The organism is Pedobacter sp. AC190 (genome assembly GCF_979258025.1).
The window spans coordinates 3,556,193-3,575,832 of the sequence record NZ_OZ409824.1 but is presented as its reverse complement, the minus strand read 5'-3'; the positions used below and the strand labels follow the sequence as shown (position 1 = coordinate 3,575,832).

The window sequence follows — 19,640 nt, the reverse complement described above, 5'->3', positions numbered from 1 at the left end:
AATAAACTTAAATACAAACACATGAAAAAGCAATTAATCGTATTACTCTCCCTTTTTTCCATTACCCTCTCAGTTTCTGCTCAAAAAGAATATAAACTATCCAAAAGTTCGGGTAAGCTTAATTTAAACATTAGCGGCGCTGTAATAGAAGGCTACAATGGCAACGAAATTATTTTCTCTTCGCCAAAGGCCGAACCTGTAGAAGTAGACGAGCGAGCAAAAGGTTTAAGAACAGTAAGTGGCTCTGGATTTACGGATAACACAGGTTTGGGAATAGATGTATCTGAAAAAGGAGAAGAAATCAATGTTAATCCGGTAGGTAGAAACACCAAAGGGATTCTGATAATTAAAGTACCACAAAACATTAAAATTTCTTTTAAAAACACCAATGTTAATCAAGACGAACTGATCTTAAAAAACTTGAAAAATGAAATTGAAGTATCGGCTAGTTATAATAAAATTAAATTAGAAAATAACAGCGGTCCAATGAATGTTAAAACCTTATACGGTTCTGTTGATGCAATTTTCAATGGAGAAATAAAAGGACCTGTATCGATTATCTCCGTTTATGGTTATGTTGATGTTTCTATGCCTGCAACAACTAAAGCAAATATCGAGCTGGGTACAAGTTATGGTAATTTATATTTGGCAGAAGGTTTTAAAATCGCCATAGATAAAAAACCAGTTGAAAAAACGGATGATGCTGCCTCTGGCTTAAACTTAGTAAGTTCAATGGGGAGTAGCAACTTTACAAGTAATTTAAGTCAGATTAATATCAGAGGAGATAAGGAAAATCTTAAAGGGAAAATAAACGGTGGTGGTGCTGATTTTATTATAAAATCGAACTATAAAAATGTTTATTTAAGAGATAAGTAATATCTTCCTTGTAAACGCTCTTTAAAACCCCTCCCATCCACATTTATGTGGACTAAACCTCACCTAATCTTAATTTATGAAAGCAATAATTTTCTGGCTGTTTACGGCCTTAGTGCCATGCATTGCCCTTTCTCAAACGAAAGTAACTAAATCATATCCTGTAAAAAATGGCCAAACGATACAGTTTCGCTTCGATTACCCTAAAATTATACGAATTAGCACCTGGGAAAAGAATGAGATTGCCGTAGAAGCAACGGTAAACATTAATGATGGGAAAAATAATGATGCTTTCAGTTTAGAAGAAAATACCGTTGATGGAAAAATTTTAATAAGCAACAAGCTGGATATAAAGCAAATACCAAATGCTTATTATATTGTTGAAAATGGTATTAAAACGAAATTCAACTCTAAAGAAGATTTGGATAACTATCAGAAAGATAAAAACAGACAGTCTGGTGTATCTATTTACCAAACACAGGATGTGCAAATAACCATCGATATTAAAGTTCCAAATAATGTAAATACAGATATCGCATCAGTTTATGGTATAGTAGAATTAAAAGATTTCAACGGTCCAATAAAAATTGATGCTAAATATGGTGGAGTTGATGCCAGTTTAACCGAAGCTAAAATTGGAAAAATTAAACTAACAAATCATTACGGCAAAATATACACCGATCTTAGTTTAAAGCCTACCGAGCAAACAGAAAAGAACTTTTTTACTTCGATAACTGCTTCGCCAGGTAAAGGCCCAGAGTATGATTTTAGTTCAAATTTTGGGAATATATACTTACGTAGTCAGATTAAATAAAATTAAATCTTTTGGTTTCTTAACATAAAAATAAAGGTGAGTGTTATCTAGCGATAATGCTCATCATTGTTTACAAGCAATATTTGGAACTATACACCGAACATCATTAGCAAAATGAATTTCGAAATATCCACTTAATGAATTATTAAGATTTGGCAGAGCTATGAAACGATCGATAAATGGTAAAACCGATAATCAGATAAAAACTAAACTTCCACTTCTTTATTGTATAACACGGCAAATCTCGTTAAAGAAATAATTAGAAATATTACTTCCTTCAACTTGATGCAAAACACCATCAATTCTTCGCAAATACCCATAAAAAATGCCATCGATCATAACTCTATAAAGCGAAACATCGTCTTTTACAGCAGTAATTATGATTATAGTTCCCTCTAAGTTTATAATTCGGGTATCGGTGCCCGGCATAATGTGCATAACGCAAAGTTTGCTAATTATAACTTCGAAAACAAATTCTATCTTAACAATAACTTATTATGGAAAAATCATCAATCGAGGTTATAATTGGTATTTGCAATTTCTTTGATGATGTCGAAATGTTCTGTTTTAAGTGGCTTACTTAAAAAGGAATAGACTAATTTGTATTTCTTAGCTTTAAGCCGATCAGATTCATTCTCAGAAGAAGAAACTAAAATTACCCTAATCTGCGAGGCATAAGGCCTTAATTCCAAAATATCTAGGAGCTCCCATCCATTCATGCCTGGCATATTAATATCCAACAAAATCAAATATCGTGTGTCTGGATCATTGCATTTATCAAGGTAAGCCAAACCATCTTTTGCGCCAGTGAAATAAACATAATTATCAGAAAATTCAGTTTGCTGAATTAATGTTTCATGAATGAACAAAATAAGTTCATCATCATCAATATTTAATAACTGTATTTTCATCTAACTTTCACACTTAATAGTATATTAAAACTATACTCCCTACTCAAAATAACTTAGTTAATTTTTCTTACAGCAAATATATTAAAATATGCTTGTTACCGTCTAAATGCTATTTCATAATACAAATAATGAAGATTTTGCTCATTTAACACAGGGTATTGATCTGCAAAAGATTAAAAAACAACAAACATATAATCTTTTAATAATCAACACCTTACTGCCTAAACAGTTTTAGCCATATGAATTATTTTTTATTTGTATGTCTCACAAGTATCACTTTCGACGAAAAATATCCATATTTGAATAAAGGATGCTTAAATATTACTATTAAATATTTCAATATCTTGTAAAACTAATCATCCCACAATGCCCTTACATCCTGGCTATTCTATTTTTAACCTGATTACCGCACCTGCGATATTACTGAAGCAGGAAGGAAAAAAATTAATCGTAATCGAGGTTAACAAGGCCTATGAGATGCTGATTGGTTTGCAAACTGAATCATTAATTGGAGCAGATATTTTGAATCCAGTTAACTTACCTGTAGAAAACAGATATTTTTTTGAGCACAAATTAGTAAAATCCTCTTTAAAGAAATCACTTAAAAACCAAACTGCCGATAAGTTTATTCTTAGTACGAATTCTCTTCCATACGAAAAGATAAAAGTACGTTCTAATGCCGAATTGATAGTAGAAAACGTTCCTGTTTGTGCCCCAACCGACCATACAATCTTATGGATTCATAGTATTGCAATTAATGATGTAATATCATTGCAACAGGTTGATGATAGTGAAAAAAGATTTAGAAATCTGGTTCAGGATGGTTCAGATATGATTGCGATATTAGATGAAAAAGGCAGCTACAAATATGTGAGCCCTACTTCAGAAGCAATACTTGGAATTCTACCAACATACCTTATTGGCAAAAATGCTTTTGATTTCATTCATCCAGATGATAAGGATTTTGTATTTGATCAATTTATTAAAATAGAGAAAAACAATAGGCTTGCTCTTGAACCTTTTAGATTCGCTTCGGCATCAAATGAATGGAGGTGGATAGAAACCATAATCACCGACTTAAGAAGCGATCCATCCATAAACGGCATTGTTGCCAATTCTAGAGATATAACGGAACGAATTGAAGCTGAAAAAGCTTTATTAATAAGCAACGAACGCTATCGGTATGTTACCATGGCAACATCTGATGCAATTTGGGATTGGGACGTTGTTGACAACAGCTTGTACTGGGGAGAAGGGTTTATGACATTATTTGGCTATAAAGAACAGCCAGGTTTTGTTGAAATTTCTTCCTGGATATCTCGTTTGCATCCAGAAGATATTGAAAGAGTTGAGACTGGCATTTATAGCTTAATTGAAAGTGGTGGAACGAATTGGTTAGATGAATATCGTTACTTAAAAGAAGATGGCAGCTATGCTTATGTAATAGATCGGGGTTTCGTGATCAGAGATATTAATGGCAAAGCAATTAGAATGGTTGGTGCCATGCACGATATTACCCAGAAAAAGAAAGAAGAACAACAGCTGCGTTTATTGGAGTCGATGGTAAAGCACACCAAGGATGCGGTAATGATTACGGATGCAAACAAGAACCATTCTGGATTAAAAATAACCTATGTAAATCATAGTTTTACTAAAATGACAGGTTATTCCATCGAAGAATCGTTAGGTCAATCACCAGAATTTCTTTCAGGAAAAAACACTTCAAAAAAAACAGTAAGAGATCTGCGTAAAAGCCTTAATAATTTTGTAGCGAATGAGGTTACCATGATTACCTACAAAAAAGACGGCACAGAATTCTGGATGAACCTCGCCACCACGCCTCTTTCGGATGAAAACGGAGTATTTACACACTGGGTGATAATCCAAAGGGACGTTACACAACAAATTAAGTATTATAGTGCTATAGAGCAGCAAAACGAACGCCTCAAAGAAATCTCCTGGATGCAATCTCACGTTTTACGGGCACCTCTTACCAGACTTTTAGGACTTACCTATATTTTAAAAAATAAAATTCCACAACAAAAAATGTCAGATCTGGAGATAACGAATGAAATCGAAAACTCTGCTCAGGAATTAGATTCCGTAATCAAGAAAATCGTACTCAGAACTGATGAGCTTGAAGAATTAGGCTAATAAGCGCTTTAACTTAGGGTGTTAAATATTTTCTTAATCCTAAACCTTTATTAACTGCATAATTTTCATAATTTTATAAGGTAATTTTTATCTATACTATGCCGTTTATTCCAATCTCTGAAGCAGATTTACAATCATTTAAAGACGACCTTTCTCAATCAAATAAGTCAGCTGCTGAGCTTTTTTCTACATTAAAAAATCTAAAGAACGGATTTAAAACCAATGAAGATGAGCTGGTTAAGCTTAAATACAATTCAGCTAAAAAGCGTTTAGAAAACGATTACCTGTTAAAGAAGGAGCATTGGGATGCAGAAATTCAAGAACTTAAAAAACAGTTCAAACAGTTAGATAACCGAATAGTTGCTGCAGAACAGAAATTAAAAAATGGTATTCCAGAAGATTTAAATATTATGGAAAAACTCATTGCAGAGCAAGAATCTATAGTCGAAGATCAGGAAAAACTTAATATTGCCGAAACAGAACTTATCGCACATGTAAGAAACATAGATATTGAATATGGCAAAGAGCAAGAAAAACTCAGTCAATTAAATACACCAGTCGACAACAATTATAACGGATCAATTGAAGATGATTCTCCTATTGATATAGCCGAAAAGCAGATAAAATTTAGAGTTAGCATCATATCACTGGTTCCAATTTTAATTATTCCCCTATTGGCCGATTTATTTGGAAAAGCTATTGGATTGCAACAAACAAATAATTTAAACCACCAGCTAATAAGCGGACATTATTTTTTCTTTATAGCTTTAATTTTAACAGAGCTATTCTTAGCAGATAAAATTAAAACCCGTATATCTAGATTGCTGTCAGTCCGTTATCTTCAGGCATCTTTCACCGAACTTCAACAGTTATTTAATAAGAACAACAAAGAATTAAATTCATTTAAATAATTAATTTAATCTAAAATTGAAAGTTTACTAATCATTTATAATAAAATTCAATTTGAGTTCAAACATTAAAAACCATATGATTAACTTTGTGCCCAATGATTTTATATAAAACAAACGAACAAGTTGAACTAATGAAAATTAGTGCAATGTTAGTAAGCCATACACTTTCCGAAGTAGCAAAAATTTTGAAACCAGGTATCAAAACAATCCAAATAGATAAACTGGCAAATGAATATATCTTAGATAACGGTGCAGTACCCTCTTTTTATAATTACAGCGGATTTCCACACCACATCATTACCTCTGTTAACGACGTGGTGGTACATGGTTTTCCAAATGAAACCGAACTTAAAGATGGAGATATAATCTCAGTTGATGTTGGTACGATAAAAAATGGATTTCACGGAGATCATGCCTACACATTTATCATTGGAGAAGTTAGCCCAGAAATATTAAACTTGGTTAAAACAACAAAAGAATCTTTATTTATAGGTATAAAAGAAGCTATAGTTGGCAAACGATTAGGTGATATTGGTTTCGCCATTCAATCGCATAATGAAAAACAAGGTTATGGCGTTGTAAGAGATTTTGTAGGTCATGGCTTAGGCAAAACAATGCACGAAGATCCCCAAGTTCCTAACTATGGCAGAAGAGGGAGTGGAATAATGCTGAAAGAAAACCTAGTTCTTGCCATCGAACCAATGATAAACTTAGGTACAAAAGACGTATTTATAGAAAAAGATGGGTGGACAGTGCGAACAAAAGATGGCAAACCATCTGTTCATTTCGAGCACGATGTATGTATTAAAAAAGGTGAAGCTTTAATTCTATCTGATTATACACCAATAGAAGCAGCAGAAAAAGCAAATATTAACCTAAACACTAGCTATTATTAGTAATAGCTAGTTGTTTTTTCTCACTATAAACTCTCCTTTAAATTGGCTCCCCTATTTTCAAATTATCAGAAAATATCTATAAAACTCAATTCAGTTTCCAGCTAATTATTTCCAGTAAAACAATTTCGTTGCTTATGGGCCAATGCAGTCCTGCTGTTTGCTACAATCTTTTTGGCCATTGGCAGTACCCGATCGTATAAAAGCCTGCCCATCCAAAAAGGATTTTCGCTACCATCAGGTTTAAAGCGCAAGGCCAGATACTTTTTTGAAACATTCATCCTACCCAAACTATAAAAATACCTAATAACCCTTAAATGAAACTGGAAACCTTAGATGTTCTAAGATGTCTTAGCTGGTAAAATTAATATCCTGTTACCCTTAACCACTTTGGTCTTTTAGCTTTCTGCTTTGATCTTTAAGAGTTCAGCATAAACAATGGAGCAATTGAAATCCCAAGTATTCCATTTTGGTCTTTTAACCTCACTCTTTACTCGATATTATTAATAAATTAAGCATCTAACAATCTGCGGTCATCCCTGTAATCTGAAGGAATTTATTAATAACCCTTAAATGAAACTTGAAAACTTAGATTCCCTTAGAATGTCTCCTATGTTTACAAAGGCTTAAATTTGTGAATATAATTGAAGGAGGATGAGAGCACATGGATGTCTAAATAGCTTTTTAGCATATTGTATCTAAGAACTTGCCTCATCCTTTTCTATCTTTTCGAGTTTGAACAGAATGTAAGGAACCATGCTTCATGATATCCAGAATATCCAACCAGGAGAGAAAACGAAGAGAGATTCATCAATTACATTATAAGATAAAAGATGAAAAAAGTATTAAAACAAGTATTGGGCATAGATGTAGCCCAGAAAGAATTAGTGGTAACCTTAGGTAGAACACTGGAAGATTTCACCATCGAGCTTTATGCCCATAAGGTTTTTAAGAATAGTGATTCGGGGATCAGATCACTATTGGAATGGGTTAAAAAACATACGGATAATACGATAAATATTCGTTACGTAATGGAGGCCACAGGCGTTTACCACCAGAAAATTGCCTATCATCTGGCAGAAAATGACTATGAAGTAAGTATTATTCTGCCCAATAAGATAAGCAACTATATGCGCACATTAGAGAACAAGACCATCACTGATAAAACTTGTTCAGAAGCTATAGCCCAGTTTGGATTAGAGCGTAAGTTAGATAATTGGCAAAGGCCAAAGGCGGTGTATAGAAATCTTCAACAACTATCACGAGAGCGTGATCAAATTGTATCAGAAAGATCCATGGTTAAAAATCAGTTGCATGCAGAAAGTTCTGAAGCATATCCCTACCAGAAAAGTATAGAGCGGCTACAGGACAGAATATTTTTTTTGAATAAACAGGAAAAAGAAATCAAGCAAGATATCAAAGAGATTGTTAGCGAAAATAAAGATTTGGAGCAAGAAGTGCGGATTATGAGCTCAATACCGGGTGTTGGAGAATTGACAGCAATAATAGTTCTGGCAGAAACTAACGGATTTGAATTGATACGGAGTAAAAAACAGCTTACCAGCTACGCAGGCCTTGATGTAAAAGAAAAACAATCCGGTACATCAGTAAAAGGAAAGCCAAAGATATCTAAGAAAGGAAATCGAAGTTTAAGAAAGGCAATGTACCTGCCGGCATTAAGTGCTGTTAAATGGGACGAAAGATTTAAGGCAATATATGCCAGAATTGTGGGTAGAAATGGAATAAAAATGAAAGGGTTAGTCGCAGTACAAAGAAAATTATTAGAAATGATGTATATATTATTTAAAAATAAAAATACATATGATACCCATTATCTTGAAAAAGAGAATAGCGTACAGATACAAGATCAGTACGCTATTACAGGCTAGTTCTAGACTGCCTAGAAAACAAAATTAATAAAATATTATTTGGAAATCAACACAGAATCTTAGATGGTAAAATCAATTTCCAGTTACCCTTAACTACTTTGGTCTTTAATCTTTCTGCTTTAGTCTTTTAGCTTTCCGCTTTAAGCATCATAAAAAACCCTGTAAACCAAGAAACCCCTGCAGTTGTTACTACAAGGGTTCTTTTATTAATCTGCTTTTAGCAGTTTAAGATTTGGCACCGACCTACTCTCCCACGTGTTACCGCAGTACCATCGGCTCTGGTGGGCTTAACTTCTCTGTTCGGAATGGGAAGAGGTGGACACCACCGATATAGGCACCTAAATGTTTTTAAATAAGTGTTACGTTTTAAGTATTAGCTTTTACGTTTTAACGTACCACCTACAACTTATAACCTACAACTTAAATGACATATTATTGAAAGAAGTTAAGTTTTGAAGAACAAACAACAGTATGTTGCTTTTGAAAGCTTCGGATGATTAGTACTACTCGACTATGCTGTCACCAGCTTTACATCTGTAGCCTATCAACGTAGTAGTCTTCTACGGTCCTATATGGAATTCTCATCTCGTGGCTAGTTTCGCACTTAGATGCTTTCAGCGCTTATCTATTCCCAGCGTAGCTACTCTGCAATGCCCCTGGCGGAACAACAGATTCACTAGAGGCTAGTCCAACCCGGTCCTCTCGTACTAAGGTCAGCCCCACTCAAAATTCCTACGCCCACAACAGATAGGGACCGAACTGTCTCGCGACGTTCTGAACCCAGCTCGCGTGCCACTTTAATCGGCGAACAGCCGAACCCTTGGGACCTTCTCCAGCCCCAGGATGTGACGAGCCGACATCGAGGTGCCAAACCTCCCCGTCGATATGAGCTCTTGGGGGAGATCAGCCTGTTATCCCCAGCGTACCTTTTATCCTTTGAGCGATGGCCCTTCCATGCAGAACCACCGGATCACTATATCCGTCTTTCGACCCTGATCGACTTGTCTGTCTCACAGTCAAGCAAGCTTATGCTATTGCACTCCTCATACGGTTACCAAGCGTATTGAGCTTACCTTTGAAAGCCTCCGTTACCTTTTTGGAGGCGACCACCCCAGTCAAACTACCCATCAAACAATGTCTCCCGCTTAGCGGGATTAGACACCGAATACAGAAAGGGTGGTATTTCAACGTTGGCTCCACGACGCCTAGCGACGCCGCTTCAAAGCCTCCCACCTATCCTACACATCCTGTATCCAATGTCAATGTTAAATTGTAGTGAAGGTGCATGGGGTCTTTCCGTCCCGTTGCGGGTACCCGGCGTCTTCACCGGGACCACAATTTCACCGAGCTCATGGCTGAGACAGCGCCCAGATCGTTACACCATTCGTGCAGGTCGGAACTTACCCGACAAGGAATTTCGCTACCTTAGGACCGTTATAGTTACGGCCGCCGTTTACTGGGGCTTCGATTCAATGCTTCTCCTTGCGGATGACATCCCCTCTTAACCTTCCAGCACCGGGCAGGTGTCAGGCCTTATACTTCATCTTTCGATTTTGCAAAGCCATGTGTTTTTGTTAAACAGTCGCCTGGGCCTTTTCACTGCGGCTGACATTACTGCCAGCGCCCCTTCTCCCGAAGTTACAGGGCCATTTTGCCGAGTTCCTTAGCCATGATTCACTCGAGCACCTTAGAATCCTCTTCCCGGATACCTGTGTCGGTTTGCGGTACGGGTTTTTATAACCTGAAGCTTAGCGGTTTTTCTTGGAAGTCTGTTTACCTGCTCTATCCACTCAACCGAAGTCTCGCGGTACTATTAGGTTTCAGCTAGGTCTGCGGATTTGCCTACAGTCCTAATACCTACGCCCTTTAACGATCTATTCCGTCAGATCGCGGCAGTGTCACTACTCCGTCCCCACATCGCAGTTATAAAAAGTACTGGAATATTAACCAGTTGTCCATCGAATATCCCCTTCGGGTTCTCCTTAGGACCCGACTAACCCTGATCCGATTAGCGTTGATCAGGAAACCTTATCCTTTCGGTGGGCGGGTTTCTCGCCCGCCTTATCGTTACTTATGCCTACATTTGCTTTTCTATACGCTCCAGCACCCATTACCAGATACCTTCGCTGCATATAGAATGCTCCCCTACCGATATATTTCAATCCCATAGCTTCGGTGATACACTTAATGCCCGTTTATTATCCATGCCCGATCGCTCGACTAGTGAGCTGTTACGCACTCTTTAAATGAATGGCTGCTTCCAAGCCAACATCCTAGCTGTCTGTGCAATCGGACCTCGTTAGTTCAACTTAGCGTACACTTAGGGACCTTAGCTGATGGTCTGGGTTCTTTCCCTCTCGGCCCGTGACCTTAGCACCCCGGGCCTCACTGCAGATCATATTATATAGCATTCGGAGTTTGTCTGGATTTGGTAGGATTTGACTCCCCCGCACCCAATCAGTAGCTCTACCTCTATATAACTTAATATCCACGCTGTTCCTAAAAACATTTCGGGGAGTACGAGCTATTTCCCAGTTTGATTAGCCTTTCACCCCTACCCACAGATCATCCGGAAACTTTTCAACGTTTATCGGTTCGGTCCTCCAGTACGTGTTACCGCACCTTCAACCTGTCCATGGGTAGATCACAAGGTTTCGCGTCTACCTCCTCTGACTATACGCCCTATTCAGACTCGCTTTCGCTTCGGATCCGTGTCTTAAACACTTAACCTTGCCAGAGAAGAGTAACTCGTAGGCTCATTATGCAAAAGGCACGCCGTCACGCCACCTGGACGCTCCGACCGCTTGTAAGTACACGGTTTCAGGTTCTATTTCACTCCCCTGTTCGGGGTTCTTTTCACCTTTCCCTCACGGTACTGGTTCACTATCGGTCTCTCAGGAGTATTTAGCCTTACCGGATGGTGCCGGCAGATTCCCACAAGGCGTCTCCGACCTCGCGGTACTCAGGATACTACTAGGCTAACATTCTATACGTGTACCGGGCTATCACCGTGTATCGCTGGGCTTCCCATCCCATTCCACTTCTGTTTGTTAATACCACATCGTAGTCCTACAACCCCCACTTTGCCGTAACAAAGTAGGTTTGGGCTCTTTCCCGTTCGCTCGCCACTACTTAGGAAATCATTATTATTTTCTCTTCCTCTGCTTACTTAGATGTTTCAGTTCGGCAGGTTTGCTCATTATATGTGACATGTCTTCAACATGCCGGGTTGCCCCATTCGGAAATCTTCGGATTAATTCCTATTTGCAAATACCCGAAGCTTATCGCAGCTTATCACGTCCTTCATCGCCTCTGAGAGCCAAGGCATCCCCCGTGTACTCTTTATTACTTTCTTCTACTTATACGCCTTTTGCGCCGTATAGTATGCTTTTTTGCTCTTGTTATGATGTCTCATACTTATCAGTCTCTTGCGATCCCTTTAAGTGAGCACAAACACAACAGTCGCCTATTGTTGTTTGCTCTTCTTTTTTAACTTCTTCCAATATGTCAAAGAACTTTACCAAGACCTAAGTAAAGGGTATAAGATTGCAGGTTTCATTGTCTGCGCTCAAGCCTTTAGCTTCATCTTGTTAGTAAAAAACTGCGGTCTCGAACCGTTTTATATAATATAGATTTATTATAAATGCCCCATGGCGTTTTCTTCTTTTCTTGTTATGTCAATGTAGTATACCGATCCCGGTAATCCTGTTTTTTAAAAGCTTTCTGCTTTCGTCGCTGAGCTTTCCGCTCAGGTGTGGAGAATAACGGAGTCGAACCGTTGACCTCCTGCGTGCAAGGCAGGCGCTCTAGCCAGCTGAGCTAATCCCCCAAAGGATTTGATTTTGTAGTCCCGTCCAGATTTGAACTGGAGACCCCTACATTATCAGTGTAGTGCTCTAACCAGGCTGAGCTACGGGACTTCTTGTTAGGTTGCTTATAGTTGCGGGTTAGTATATTACCGCTACCGCTTCCTTTGCTTACCTAGCTGTCCGTGCCGATGTCTTTTTGGTTATTGGGACAACCGTCATTTCTTCTGGGTGTTTCTTTGTTTTCTTTTCGTTTTTTCGTTGGTTGGTTGTTTGGTTCTTTCGTACCCGGTATATAGTATAAGAATAATATCTTTCAACTTTTAACCTTCAACGTATAACCTACAACTTACCACTTATAACTTTTTTACTTATTAGAGTATCATGTTGCGCAGCGAGTAGTCAACTCTGCTCCAGAAAGGAGGTATTCCAGCCGCACCTTCCGGTACGGCTACCTTGTTACGACTTAGCCCCAGTTATCGGTTTTACCCTAGGACGCTCCTTACGGTTACATACTTTAGGTACCCCCAACTTCCATGGCTTGACGGGCGGTGTGTACAAGGCCCGGGAACGTATTCACCGCGTCATTGCTGATACGCGATTACTAGCGAATCCAACTTCATGGGGTCGAGTTGCAGACCCCAATCCGAACTGTGAATGGCTTTGTGAGATTCGCATCATATTGCTATGTAGCTGCCCTCTGTACCATCCATTGTAGCACGTGTGTAGCCCCGGACGTAAGGGCCATGATGACTTGACGTCGTCCCCTCCTTCCTCTCTGTTTGCACAGGCAGTCTGTTTAGAGTCCCCATCATTACATGCTGGCAACTAAACATAGGGGTTGCGCTCGTTGCGGGACTTAACCCAACACCTCACGGCACGAGCTGACGACAGCCATGCAGCACCTAGTTTCGTGTGATTGCTCACTTATCTATCTCTAGATAATTCACTAACTTTCAAGCCCGGGTAAGGTTCCTCGCGTATCATCGAATTAAACCACATGCTCCTCCGCTTGTGCGGGCCCCCGTCAATTCCTTTGAGTTTCACTCTTGCGAGCGTACTCCCCAGGTGGAATACTTAACGCTTTCGCTTAGCCGCTAACTGTATATCGCTAACAGCGAGTATTCATCGTTTAGGGCGTGGACTACCAGGGTATCTAATCCTGTTTGATCCCCACGCTTTCGTGCCTCAGCGTCAATAAAACCATAGTAAGCTGCCTTCGCAATCGGTGTTCTGAGACATATCTATGCATTTCACCGCTACTTGTCTCATTCCGCCTACCTCTAGTTTATTCAAGCCCGTCAGTATCAAAGGCACTGCGATAGTTGAGCTACCGTCTTTCACCTCTGACTTAACAGGCCGCCTACGCACCCTTTAAACCCAATAAATCCGGATAACGCTTGGATCCTCCGTATTACCGCGGCTGCTGGCACGGAGTTAGCCGATCCTTATTCTTCTGGTACATTCAGCTTCTTACACGTAAAAAGGTTTATTCCCAGATAAAAGCAGTTTACAACCCATAGGGCCGTCTTCCTGCACGCGGCATGGCTGGTTCAGAGTTGCCTCCATTGACCAATATTCCTTACTGCTGCCTCCCGTAGGAGTCTGGTCCGTGTCTCAGTACCAGTGTGGGGGGTCATCCTCTCAGATCCCCTAGTCATCGTCGCCTTGGTGGGCCGTTACCCCGCCAACTAGCTAATGACACGCATGCCCATCTTAATCCTATAAATATTTGAACATTGAATAATGCTATTCTGTGTTTTTATGCGGTGTTAATCCGAATTTCTTCGGGCTATCCCCCTGATTAAGGTAGGTTGCATACGCGTTACGCACCCGTGCGCCACTTTCATATCCAGCAAGCTGGATAATCTCGTTCGACTTGCATGTATTAGGCCTGCCGCTAGCGTTCATCCTGAGCCAGGATCAAACTCTCCATTGTAAAATGTGTTGTAAGATTCTGACCAGTTTTAACTATTGTTAAAAATAGTCTTCTTTTTTTTAATTATGTCTGTCAGACATTGACTTTAAAATCAAGCTTCGGTACTCTGTACTTGAATCCGTACTTCATTACCCCGCTTGCGCTACATTGACATCTCTTTTAAGAACTTATTCGGCTCAGTACCTCGCGGCGGCCTTTTTATATATCTTCGGGTTTCAGTTTCTGCTGGTCTTATTCGTCCTGCATATGTTTCATCCGTTTCAATCTCGTTTTTTTATCTTCCCGACATCCGCCGTTCCGATCTTTTTGTTTTCCCTTCGTTTCCGTTGGGAGTGCAAAGGTAGGAATCTTTTTTAAACTTCCAAATAAAATAATTTTTATTTTTTCGTTCGTTTTAAAGGTTAATCATTATCACTTATCGCTCTCGCTAACAACCCTTATTCCCAGTCTTTCATTTTCTCCCTCTTCCTTCCGAAGCGGGATGCAAAGGTAATAATATTTAGCATTCCTGCAAAGCTTATTTTAAAATAATTTAAGCTCTTTTTCCTGCCCTACAATACCTCAAACATCTTTTCCCTTCCTTCCGAAGCGGGATGCAAAAGTAGAAAAATTATTCGCTCCAGCAAAGCCTGCCCCGCTTTTATTTGACACCACCACACTAACTCCATGAAGATCAATAAGAAAAAATGAAAACTTTTTTAAACCTGGGTTGTTTGGCTGGGCGCCTTGGATGCTAAATATCGGGGACTGAAAAGCATTTTGTTCCCTGTCGCCCGAACTTTAACCATCTAAGAAGTCTTAGAACATCTAAGTTGATGGCGGATTAGTTTGCACGTTGAGGGTTTTTCAGCCATATAGATAGATAGGACATTTATGTTAAAGGCGGATTTAGTTATATGGTGCACGAATTTTAACCATCTAAGAAGTCTTAGAACATCTAAGTTGATGGCGGATTAGTTTGCACGTTGCGGTTTTTAACCATATAGATAGATAGGATATTTATGTTAAAGGCGGATTTAGTTATATGGTGCACGAATTTTAACCATCTAAGAAGTCTTAGAACATCTAAGTTGATGGCGGATTAGTTTGCACGTTGCGGTTTTTAGCCATATAGATAGATAGGATATTTATGTTAAAGGCGGATTTAGTTATATGTTGCACGAATTTTAACCATCTAAGAACTCTTAGAACATCTAAGTTGATGGCGGATTAGTTTGCACGTTGCGGTTTTTAGCCATATAGATAGATAGGACATATAGAAAGGTTACCAATAGTATATAGTATATGTGGATGTCAGATGTTGAAATTATTTTTCTACAGATGTTACAAGGATTTGCTAAGCAGCAGTGAACGGGTAAATAACATCGATTAAAGGGGATTTCGAAGTTAATTAGTTGAGGGTTCTGAAATTGATGAGAGGGACAGCTGTATTCGGGCAAAGTTTCTTAGTTGACCGGAGATTTTTTTGGCTAGAGTTAACAGGGTGATAACAGGGTGTAAACTCGGTCAGGACTCGGTTATAACAGGGTGCGTAACCCTGTATAAAGCCTGTGTTTACCCTGGCTAAATCCTGATGACAAATGGGAAATTATCCGCGAAGGTTTTAAATGGCTATAAGGGGTGGTAGCGGGATTGAATCCAAGAGATTTTTTGGCTACTCATTAGAACATAAGTTATCAGAATGCATTTTTTGTTGTGAGAAGAATTGCAGGATCTGCAACCGTGCAACCTGACCTTTGAAATACCAGCCAGAATGAATTAAACCCGACCCTAATGGAAAACCCGCAGGATGAAGTAACGATGAGATCGGCACACACCTTAACCGAGGATTTGGAATGGAGGGCGGGACTGCAGAATAATAGTAGAACAAACGTGGATTTACATGTAATGAAACTATATGTTAAAAATTGTTAACTATATATATGTACTGATTTGCTTTCCATAGCTTAGCGCCGAATTGTTTTTATTGATGTTATCGTATTATTAATTATCTTTGCAGAATGTTTAAAGTTAAACACTTAATTATTTTAGTATTTGTTGCCGCTATTGGTATGGCGGGGTGTAAAAGTCGTTTCGAAAAACTTAGGGCTAGTAATGACGTTGCTAAAAAATACCAGGAGGCTATTAGATTATATAATAAAAGGGATTTTAGTAAAGCATTAGTGCTTTTCGAAGATTTATCTCAGAAATATCGCGGACGTGAGCAAGCTGAGGGTTTGAACTTTTATTACGCCAATACTTTATATAAATTACAGGATTATACTACTGCAAGATATCAATTTAAAAGCTTTGCCGACACTTATCCTGCGAGTAAAGATGCAGAGGAGGCTCGTTATATGGCAGCATATTGCTACTATTTAGAATCGCCAACTTTTTCTTTAGATCAGGAGAATACGTATAAAGCTATTGATGCATTGCAATTATTTATCAACTTATACCCAACAAGCGATCGTGCTGTGGCTGCTGCAAAGTATATTGCAACGCTTAGAGGTAAATTGGAAGATAAGGCCTTTGAAAATGCGAAAATGTATTTAACTACTGGCCCGAGTAATGTAGAAAATTACAGAGCTGCAGTTATTGCGTTAAAAAATGCACAAAGAGATTACCCAGATATTAAATATGCTGAAGAAATGGATTTTCTAATGATCAAATCTCAGTATATGTATGCTAAAAATAGTATCCCTGTTCGTCAGGAAGATAGATATAATGAGGCTACCGACTTATATAACGAGTTTACACAAAACTACCCTAAAAGTAAGTTTACCAATGATGCTAAACAGCTTAAATCAGATATTGAATCTGGTATAGCATTTAACAAACAAGAAATGGCTACTTTTGCTGCCGACCAGGCTAAGTATATGGAAATGCTTAAAAGAACAGGCAAAATTAAAGACACAATTTCTGCAAAGCCAATTAAAGCAGATAACACAAATATTAAAAACAAGTAACACATGAATACTAACAAACCTGCTGTACCAAATACAACAATTACCAGAAATGTACGCGATTTAGATAAATCAACTGATAACTTATATGAGTCTTTAGTTGTTATTGCTAAGCGAGCAAATCAGATTTCGAATAACATGAAAGAAGAATTGCATGGTAAATTGGCAGAATTTGCATCGAGCAATGATAACTTAGAAGAGATTTTTGAAAACCGTGAGCAAATTGAAATCAGCAAGCACTATGAGCGTATGCCTAAGCCTGTTTTGGTTGCAATTGATGAGTTTTTAAACGAAAAAATTTATCACAGAAATCCTTCAAAAGAACAAAAGTAAATTGCAAAGCATGGCGTTTAGGGCATGGCGTTAGTATGCATACGCTCTGGCTCTTTGCACTATAAAGTAATGCGTTTACGCTATGCTGAAAAATAAAAATATAATCCTTGGCGTTTGCGGTAGCATCGCAGCATATAAGTCGGCATTTTTAGTTCGGCTTTTAGTTAAAGCTGGTGCAAATGTTAAGGTTATCCTTACCCCCGATGGTGCTAATTTCATTACACCACTCACCCTTGCTACGCTTTCTAAAAATCCTGTTTATACACAATACTTCGAAGAAGAAACTGGGGTATGGAGCAACCATGTAGAACTTGGGCTTTGGGCTGATTTAATAATTATTGCCCCAATTAGTGCCAATACTTTAGCTAAACTTTCTACTGGAATATGTGATAATCTGTTAACTGCGGTTTATCTTTCTGCCAAGTGTCCTGTTTATGTAGCACCCGCTATGGATTTGGATATGTGGAAGCATGAAAGCACACAACAAAATATTGAGCGCATAAGCAGCTTTGGCAATGTTGTTATTTCGCCAGGAAATGGTGAACTAGCAAGTGGCTTAGTTGGAGAAGGCCGAATGGCTGAACCTGAAGAAATTGTTTCTTTTCTTGATAATGCCATAAAAAAATCGATGCCTTTGTTTGGCAAAAAGGTTATGGTTACAGCTGGACCGACTTACGAAGCCATTGATCCAGTTCGTTTTATTGGAAATCATTCATCAGGTAAAATGGGTTTTGCCATTGCTGATGAACTTGCAAGATTGGGTGCTGAGGTAACTTTAATTGCAGGGCCAACTGCTCAACAATCAAATCACACCTTAAAAAGAATAAATGTAGTAAGCGCTTTAGATATGCTAAATGCCTGCAACGTTCTTTTTAATGAAACCGATATTACAGTAATGTGTGCAGCTGTTGCAGACTACAAGCCTAAAACCGTAGCTAACCAAAAAATTAAAAAACAAGACGGCGATTTTAACTTAGAATTAGAGAAAACAACCGATATTCTTGCGTCATTAGGAAAAAGTAAAAAACCGAATCAGATATTAGTTGGCTTTGCTTTAGAAACTAACGACGAAGAAAATTATGCGAAAGGCAAACTGGAAAAGAAAAATCTAGATTTAGTTGTCTTAAATTCGTTAAACGATGCTGGTGCAGGATTTAAATCAGATACAAATAAAATTACTATTTTTAACAAGGCTTTAGAGAAAACGGTATTCGAATTAAAATCGAAAACTGAAGTTGCGAAAGATATTTGCGAAGCCATTTTAAAAATAATATAATGATAAAAAGGATTATTTGTTTGCTATTGCTTATCGGTTTTGGAAAACTACAGGCACAGGAACTTAATGCGAGGGTACAATTATTAGCGCCCCAGGTTTCGAACATTAGCAAACCTACACTAGATGCCTTACAAAAAACGATTCGGGATTTTTTAAACAACAATAAGTTTACGAACGAAAGCTATAAGCCACAAGAACGCATTGACTGCAATTTTGTAATTACAATAAACTCCTGGGATGGTGGTTCTGGTTATACTGCCGAGGCTCAAATTCAAAGCAGTCGCCCTGTTTTTAACAGCACTTACAACAGCACACTGCTAAACATGAGCGATAAAAATTTCGACTTTAGCTTTAATGATGGCTCCGTAATCGATTTTTCCGACCAGAATTACATTTCGAATATCAGCGCTCTGCTAACCTATTATGCTTATACCATTATTGGTTTAGATAAAGATAGTTTTAGTAAAATGGGCGGTACTTTTTACTTTAAAAAGGCTCAAAACATTATTAATCTGGCACAAGCTTCGGGTAATGCTGGCTGGAGAGCGGCCGATGGGTTACGCAATCGTTTCTGGTTCAATGAAAATGCGCTAAATCCAATTTTCTCTGAGCTACGCAATTTCATTTACAACTATCATTTCTCTGGTTTAGATCAATTAACGGATAACGATAAAGGACTAATGCCGATTGTAAACGCACTTTCTTCCTTGCAACAAATGGATAAACAGAAGTTGGGTTCAATTTTTCCAAATGTGTACTTCGCAACAAAAGCCGAAGAAATTACCAATGTACTTTCAAAGTTAAATACCCAGGAAAGAATGAAGGCTTACAATATGCTTTCAGAAATCGACCCCGCAAATATTGGCAAATACGAAGGTTTAAAACAGAACTAATTT

At 38.3% G+C, this 19,640-nt stretch carries 13 protein-coding genes, 2 tRNA genes and 3 rRNA genes; 10 read left to right on the top strand and 8 right to left on the bottom strand.

The window, feature by feature from the left end; all coding sequences use genetic code 11:
• Nucleotides 1–21 precede the first annotated feature (21 nt).
• Both ACZZZI_RS15735 and ACZZZI_RS15730 read left to right on the top strand, forming a co-directional pair.
• Nucleotides 22–876 carry a DUF4097 family beta strand repeat-containing protein gene (locus ACZZZI_RS15735; RefSeq protein ID WP_424057683.1) on the top strand — a complete coding sequence of 285 codons (855 nt, stop codon included), beginning with the start codon at nucleotides 22–24 and terminating at the stop codon, nucleotides 874–876.
• Between the two features lie 76 nt (nucleotides 877–952).
• Nucleotides 953–1,687 (top strand): hypothetical protein, encoded by a 735-nt coding sequence (locus ACZZZI_RS15730; protein ID WP_463489950.1) that lies wholly within the window; start codon nucleotides 953–955, stop codon nucleotides 1,685–1,687.
• Nucleotides 1,688–1,909: 222 nt separating this feature from the next.
• Here the strand turns inward: ACZZZI_RS15730 and ACZZZI_RS15725 are convergent, their stop codons facing one another.
• Both ACZZZI_RS15725 and ACZZZI_RS15720 read right to left on the bottom strand, forming a co-directional pair.
• Nucleotides 1,910–2,125: a hypothetical protein gene (locus ACZZZI_RS15725; RefSeq protein WP_316760945.1), complete on the bottom strand. Its 216-nt coding sequence runs from the start codon at nucleotides 2,123–2,125 to the stop codon at nucleotides 1,910–1,912.
• Between the two features lie 71 nt (nucleotides 2,126–2,196).
• Entirely contained in the window at nucleotides 2,197–2,598 is a 402-nt protein-coding gene (locus tag ACZZZI_RS15720; protein ID WP_316760947.1) for a response regulator, read from the bottom strand.
• A 366-nt stretch (nucleotides 2,599–2,964) separates the two neighbouring features.
• Between ACZZZI_RS15720 and ACZZZI_RS15715 the strand changes: the two genes are divergently transcribed.
• The 3 genes from ACZZZI_RS15715 (at nucleotide 2,965) to map (ending at nucleotide 6,559) form a co-directional block, all read left to right on the top strand.
• Nucleotides 2,965–4,752, top strand: a complete 1,788-nt coding sequence (locus ACZZZI_RS15715; protein WP_463489949.1) for a PAS domain-containing protein — start codon at nucleotides 2,965–2,967, stop codon at nucleotides 4,750–4,752.
• Between the two features lie 98 nt (nucleotides 4,753–4,850).
• Nucleotides 4,851–5,663 (top strand): hypothetical protein, encoded by an 813-nt coding sequence (locus ACZZZI_RS15710; protein ID WP_463489948.1) that lies wholly within the window; start codon nucleotides 4,851–4,853, stop codon nucleotides 5,661–5,663.
• A 95-nt stretch (nucleotides 5,664–5,758) separates the two neighbouring features.
• Complete coding sequence (map, locus tag ACZZZI_RS15705) at nucleotides 5,759–6,559, top strand: type I methionyl aminopeptidase (protein ID WP_316760954.1); 801 nt, start codon at nucleotides 5,759–5,761, stop codon at nucleotides 6,557–6,559.
• 101 nt (nucleotides 6,560–6,660) lie between these two features.
• On the opposite strand, the gene ACZZZI_RS15700 is transcribed toward map, so the two are convergent.
• The gene (locus tag ACZZZI_RS15700; RefSeq protein ID WP_463489947.1) at nucleotides 6,661–6,837 is read right to left on the bottom strand and encodes a hypothetical protein; all 177 of its coding nucleotides are present in this window, start codon (nucleotides 6,835–6,837) and stop codon (nucleotides 6,661–6,663) included.
• 552 nt (nucleotides 6,838–7,389) lie between these two features.
• On the opposite strand from ACZZZI_RS15700, the gene ACZZZI_RS15695 reads away from it, so the two are divergent.
• Entirely contained in the window at nucleotides 7,390–8,445 is a 1,056-nt protein-coding gene (locus ACZZZI_RS15695) for an IS110 family transposase (protein ID WP_463488481.1), read from the top strand.
• Between the two features lie 230 nt (nucleotides 8,446–8,675).
• On the opposite strand, the gene rrf is transcribed toward ACZZZI_RS15695, so the two are convergent.
• The 5 genes from rrf to ACZZZI_RS15670 form a co-directional block, all read right to left on the bottom strand.
• Nucleotides 8,676–8,787: ribosomal RNA gene (gene rrf, locus ACZZZI_RS15690) — 5S ribosomal RNA — on the bottom strand.
• Between the two features lie 136 nt (nucleotides 8,788–8,923).
• A 23S ribosomal RNA gene (locus tag ACZZZI_RS15685) occupies nucleotides 8,924–11,800 on the bottom strand.
• A gap of 400 nt (nucleotides 11,801–12,200) precedes the next feature.
• Nucleotides 12,201–12,274, bottom strand: a tRNA-Ala gene (locus tag ACZZZI_RS15680).
• Between the two features lie 16 nt (nucleotides 12,275–12,290).
• Nucleotides 12,291–12,365, bottom strand: a tRNA-Ile gene (locus ACZZZI_RS15675).
• A gap of 303 nt (nucleotides 12,366–12,668) precedes the next feature.
• Nucleotides 12,669–14,190, bottom strand: a 16S ribosomal RNA gene (locus ACZZZI_RS15670).
• The 16S, 23S and 5S rRNA genes sit together here with 2 tRNA genes alongside, the layout of an rRNA operon.
• Nucleotides 14,191–16,190: 2,000 nt before the next feature.
• Here ACZZZI_RS15670 and ACZZZI_RS15665 point away from each other — a divergent pair.
• The 4 genes from ACZZZI_RS15665 to porD all read left to right on the top strand — a co-directional run bounded on the left by ACZZZI_RS15665 (nucleotide 16,191) and on the right by porD (nucleotide 19,637).
• Entirely contained in the window at nucleotides 16,191–17,138 is a 948-nt protein-coding gene (locus ACZZZI_RS15665) for an outer membrane protein assembly factor BamD (protein WP_316764964.1), read from the top strand.
• Between the two features lie 3 nt (nucleotides 17,139–17,141).
• The gene (locus ACZZZI_RS15660; protein ID WP_316764962.1) at nucleotides 17,142–17,468 is read left to right on the top strand and encodes a DNA-directed RNA polymerase subunit omega; all 327 of its coding nucleotides are present in this window, start codon (nucleotides 17,142–17,144) and stop codon (nucleotides 17,466–17,468) included.
• 82 nt (nucleotides 17,469–17,550) lie between these two features.
• On the top strand, nucleotides 17,551–18,744 hold the full coding sequence (coaBC, locus tag ACZZZI_RS15655) for a bifunctional phosphopantothenoylcysteine decarboxylase/phosphopantothenate--cysteine ligase CoaBC (protein ID WP_463489946.1): 1,194 nt from the start codon (nucleotides 17,551–17,553) through the stop codon (nucleotides 18,742–18,744).
• On the top strand, nucleotides 18,744–19,637 hold the full coding sequence (gene porD, locus ACZZZI_RS15650) for a type IX secretion system protein PorD (protein ID WP_316764959.1): 894 nt from the start codon (nucleotides 18,744–18,746) through the stop codon (nucleotides 19,635–19,637). The genes coaBC and porD overlap by 1 nt, the downstream gene beginning before the upstream one ends.
• Nucleotides 19,638–19,640 lie beyond the last annotated feature (3 nt).

Coding starts and splice junctions, on each gene's coding strand:
- ACZZZI_RS15730 (WP_463489950.1), top strand. CDS start 953: ATGAAAGCAATAATTTTCTGGCTGTTTACGGCCTTAGTGCCATGCATT.
- ACZZZI_RS15720 (WP_316760947.1), bottom strand. CDS start 2,598: ATGAAAATACAGTTATTAAATATTGATGATGATGAACTTATTTTGTTC.
- ACZZZI_RS15660 (WP_316764962.1), top strand. CDS start 17,142: ATGAATACTAACAAACCTGCTGTACCAAATACAACAATTACCAGAAAT.
- ACZZZI_RS15700 (WP_463489947.1), bottom strand. CDS start 6,837: ATGAATGTTTCAAAAAAGTATCTGGCCTTGCGCTTTAAACCTGATGGT.
- ACZZZI_RS15735 (WP_424057683.1), top strand. CDS start 22: ATGAAAAAGCAATTAATCGTATTACTCTCCCTTTTTTCCATTACCCTC.
- ACZZZI_RS15710 (WP_463489948.1), top strand. CDS start 4,851: ATGCCGTTTATTCCAATCTCTGAAGCAGATTTACAATCATTTAAAGAC.
- coaBC (WP_463489946.1), top strand. CDS start 17,551: ATGCTGAAAAATAAAAATATAATCCTTGGCGTTTGCGGTAGCATCGCA.
- porD (WP_316764959.1), top strand. CDS start 18,744: ATGATAAAAAGGATTATTTGTTTGCTATTGCTTATCGGTTTTGGAAAA.
- ACZZZI_RS15725 (WP_316760945.1), bottom strand. CDS start 2,125: ATGCACATTATGCCGGGCACCGATACCCGAATTATAAACTTAGAGGGA.
- ACZZZI_RS15715 (WP_463489949.1), top strand. CDS start 2,965: ATGCCCTTACATCCTGGCTATTCTATTTTTAACCTGATTACCGCACCT.
- map (WP_316760954.1), top strand. CDS start 5,759: ATGATTTTATATAAAACAAACGAACAAGTTGAACTAATGAAAATTAGT.
- ACZZZI_RS15665 (WP_316764964.1), top strand. CDS start 16,191: ATGTTTAAAGTTAAACACTTAATTATTTTAGTATTTGTTGCCGCTATT.
- ACZZZI_RS15695 (WP_463488481.1), top strand. CDS start 7,390: ATGAAAAAAGTATTAAAACAAGTATTGGGCATAGATGTAGCCCAGAAA.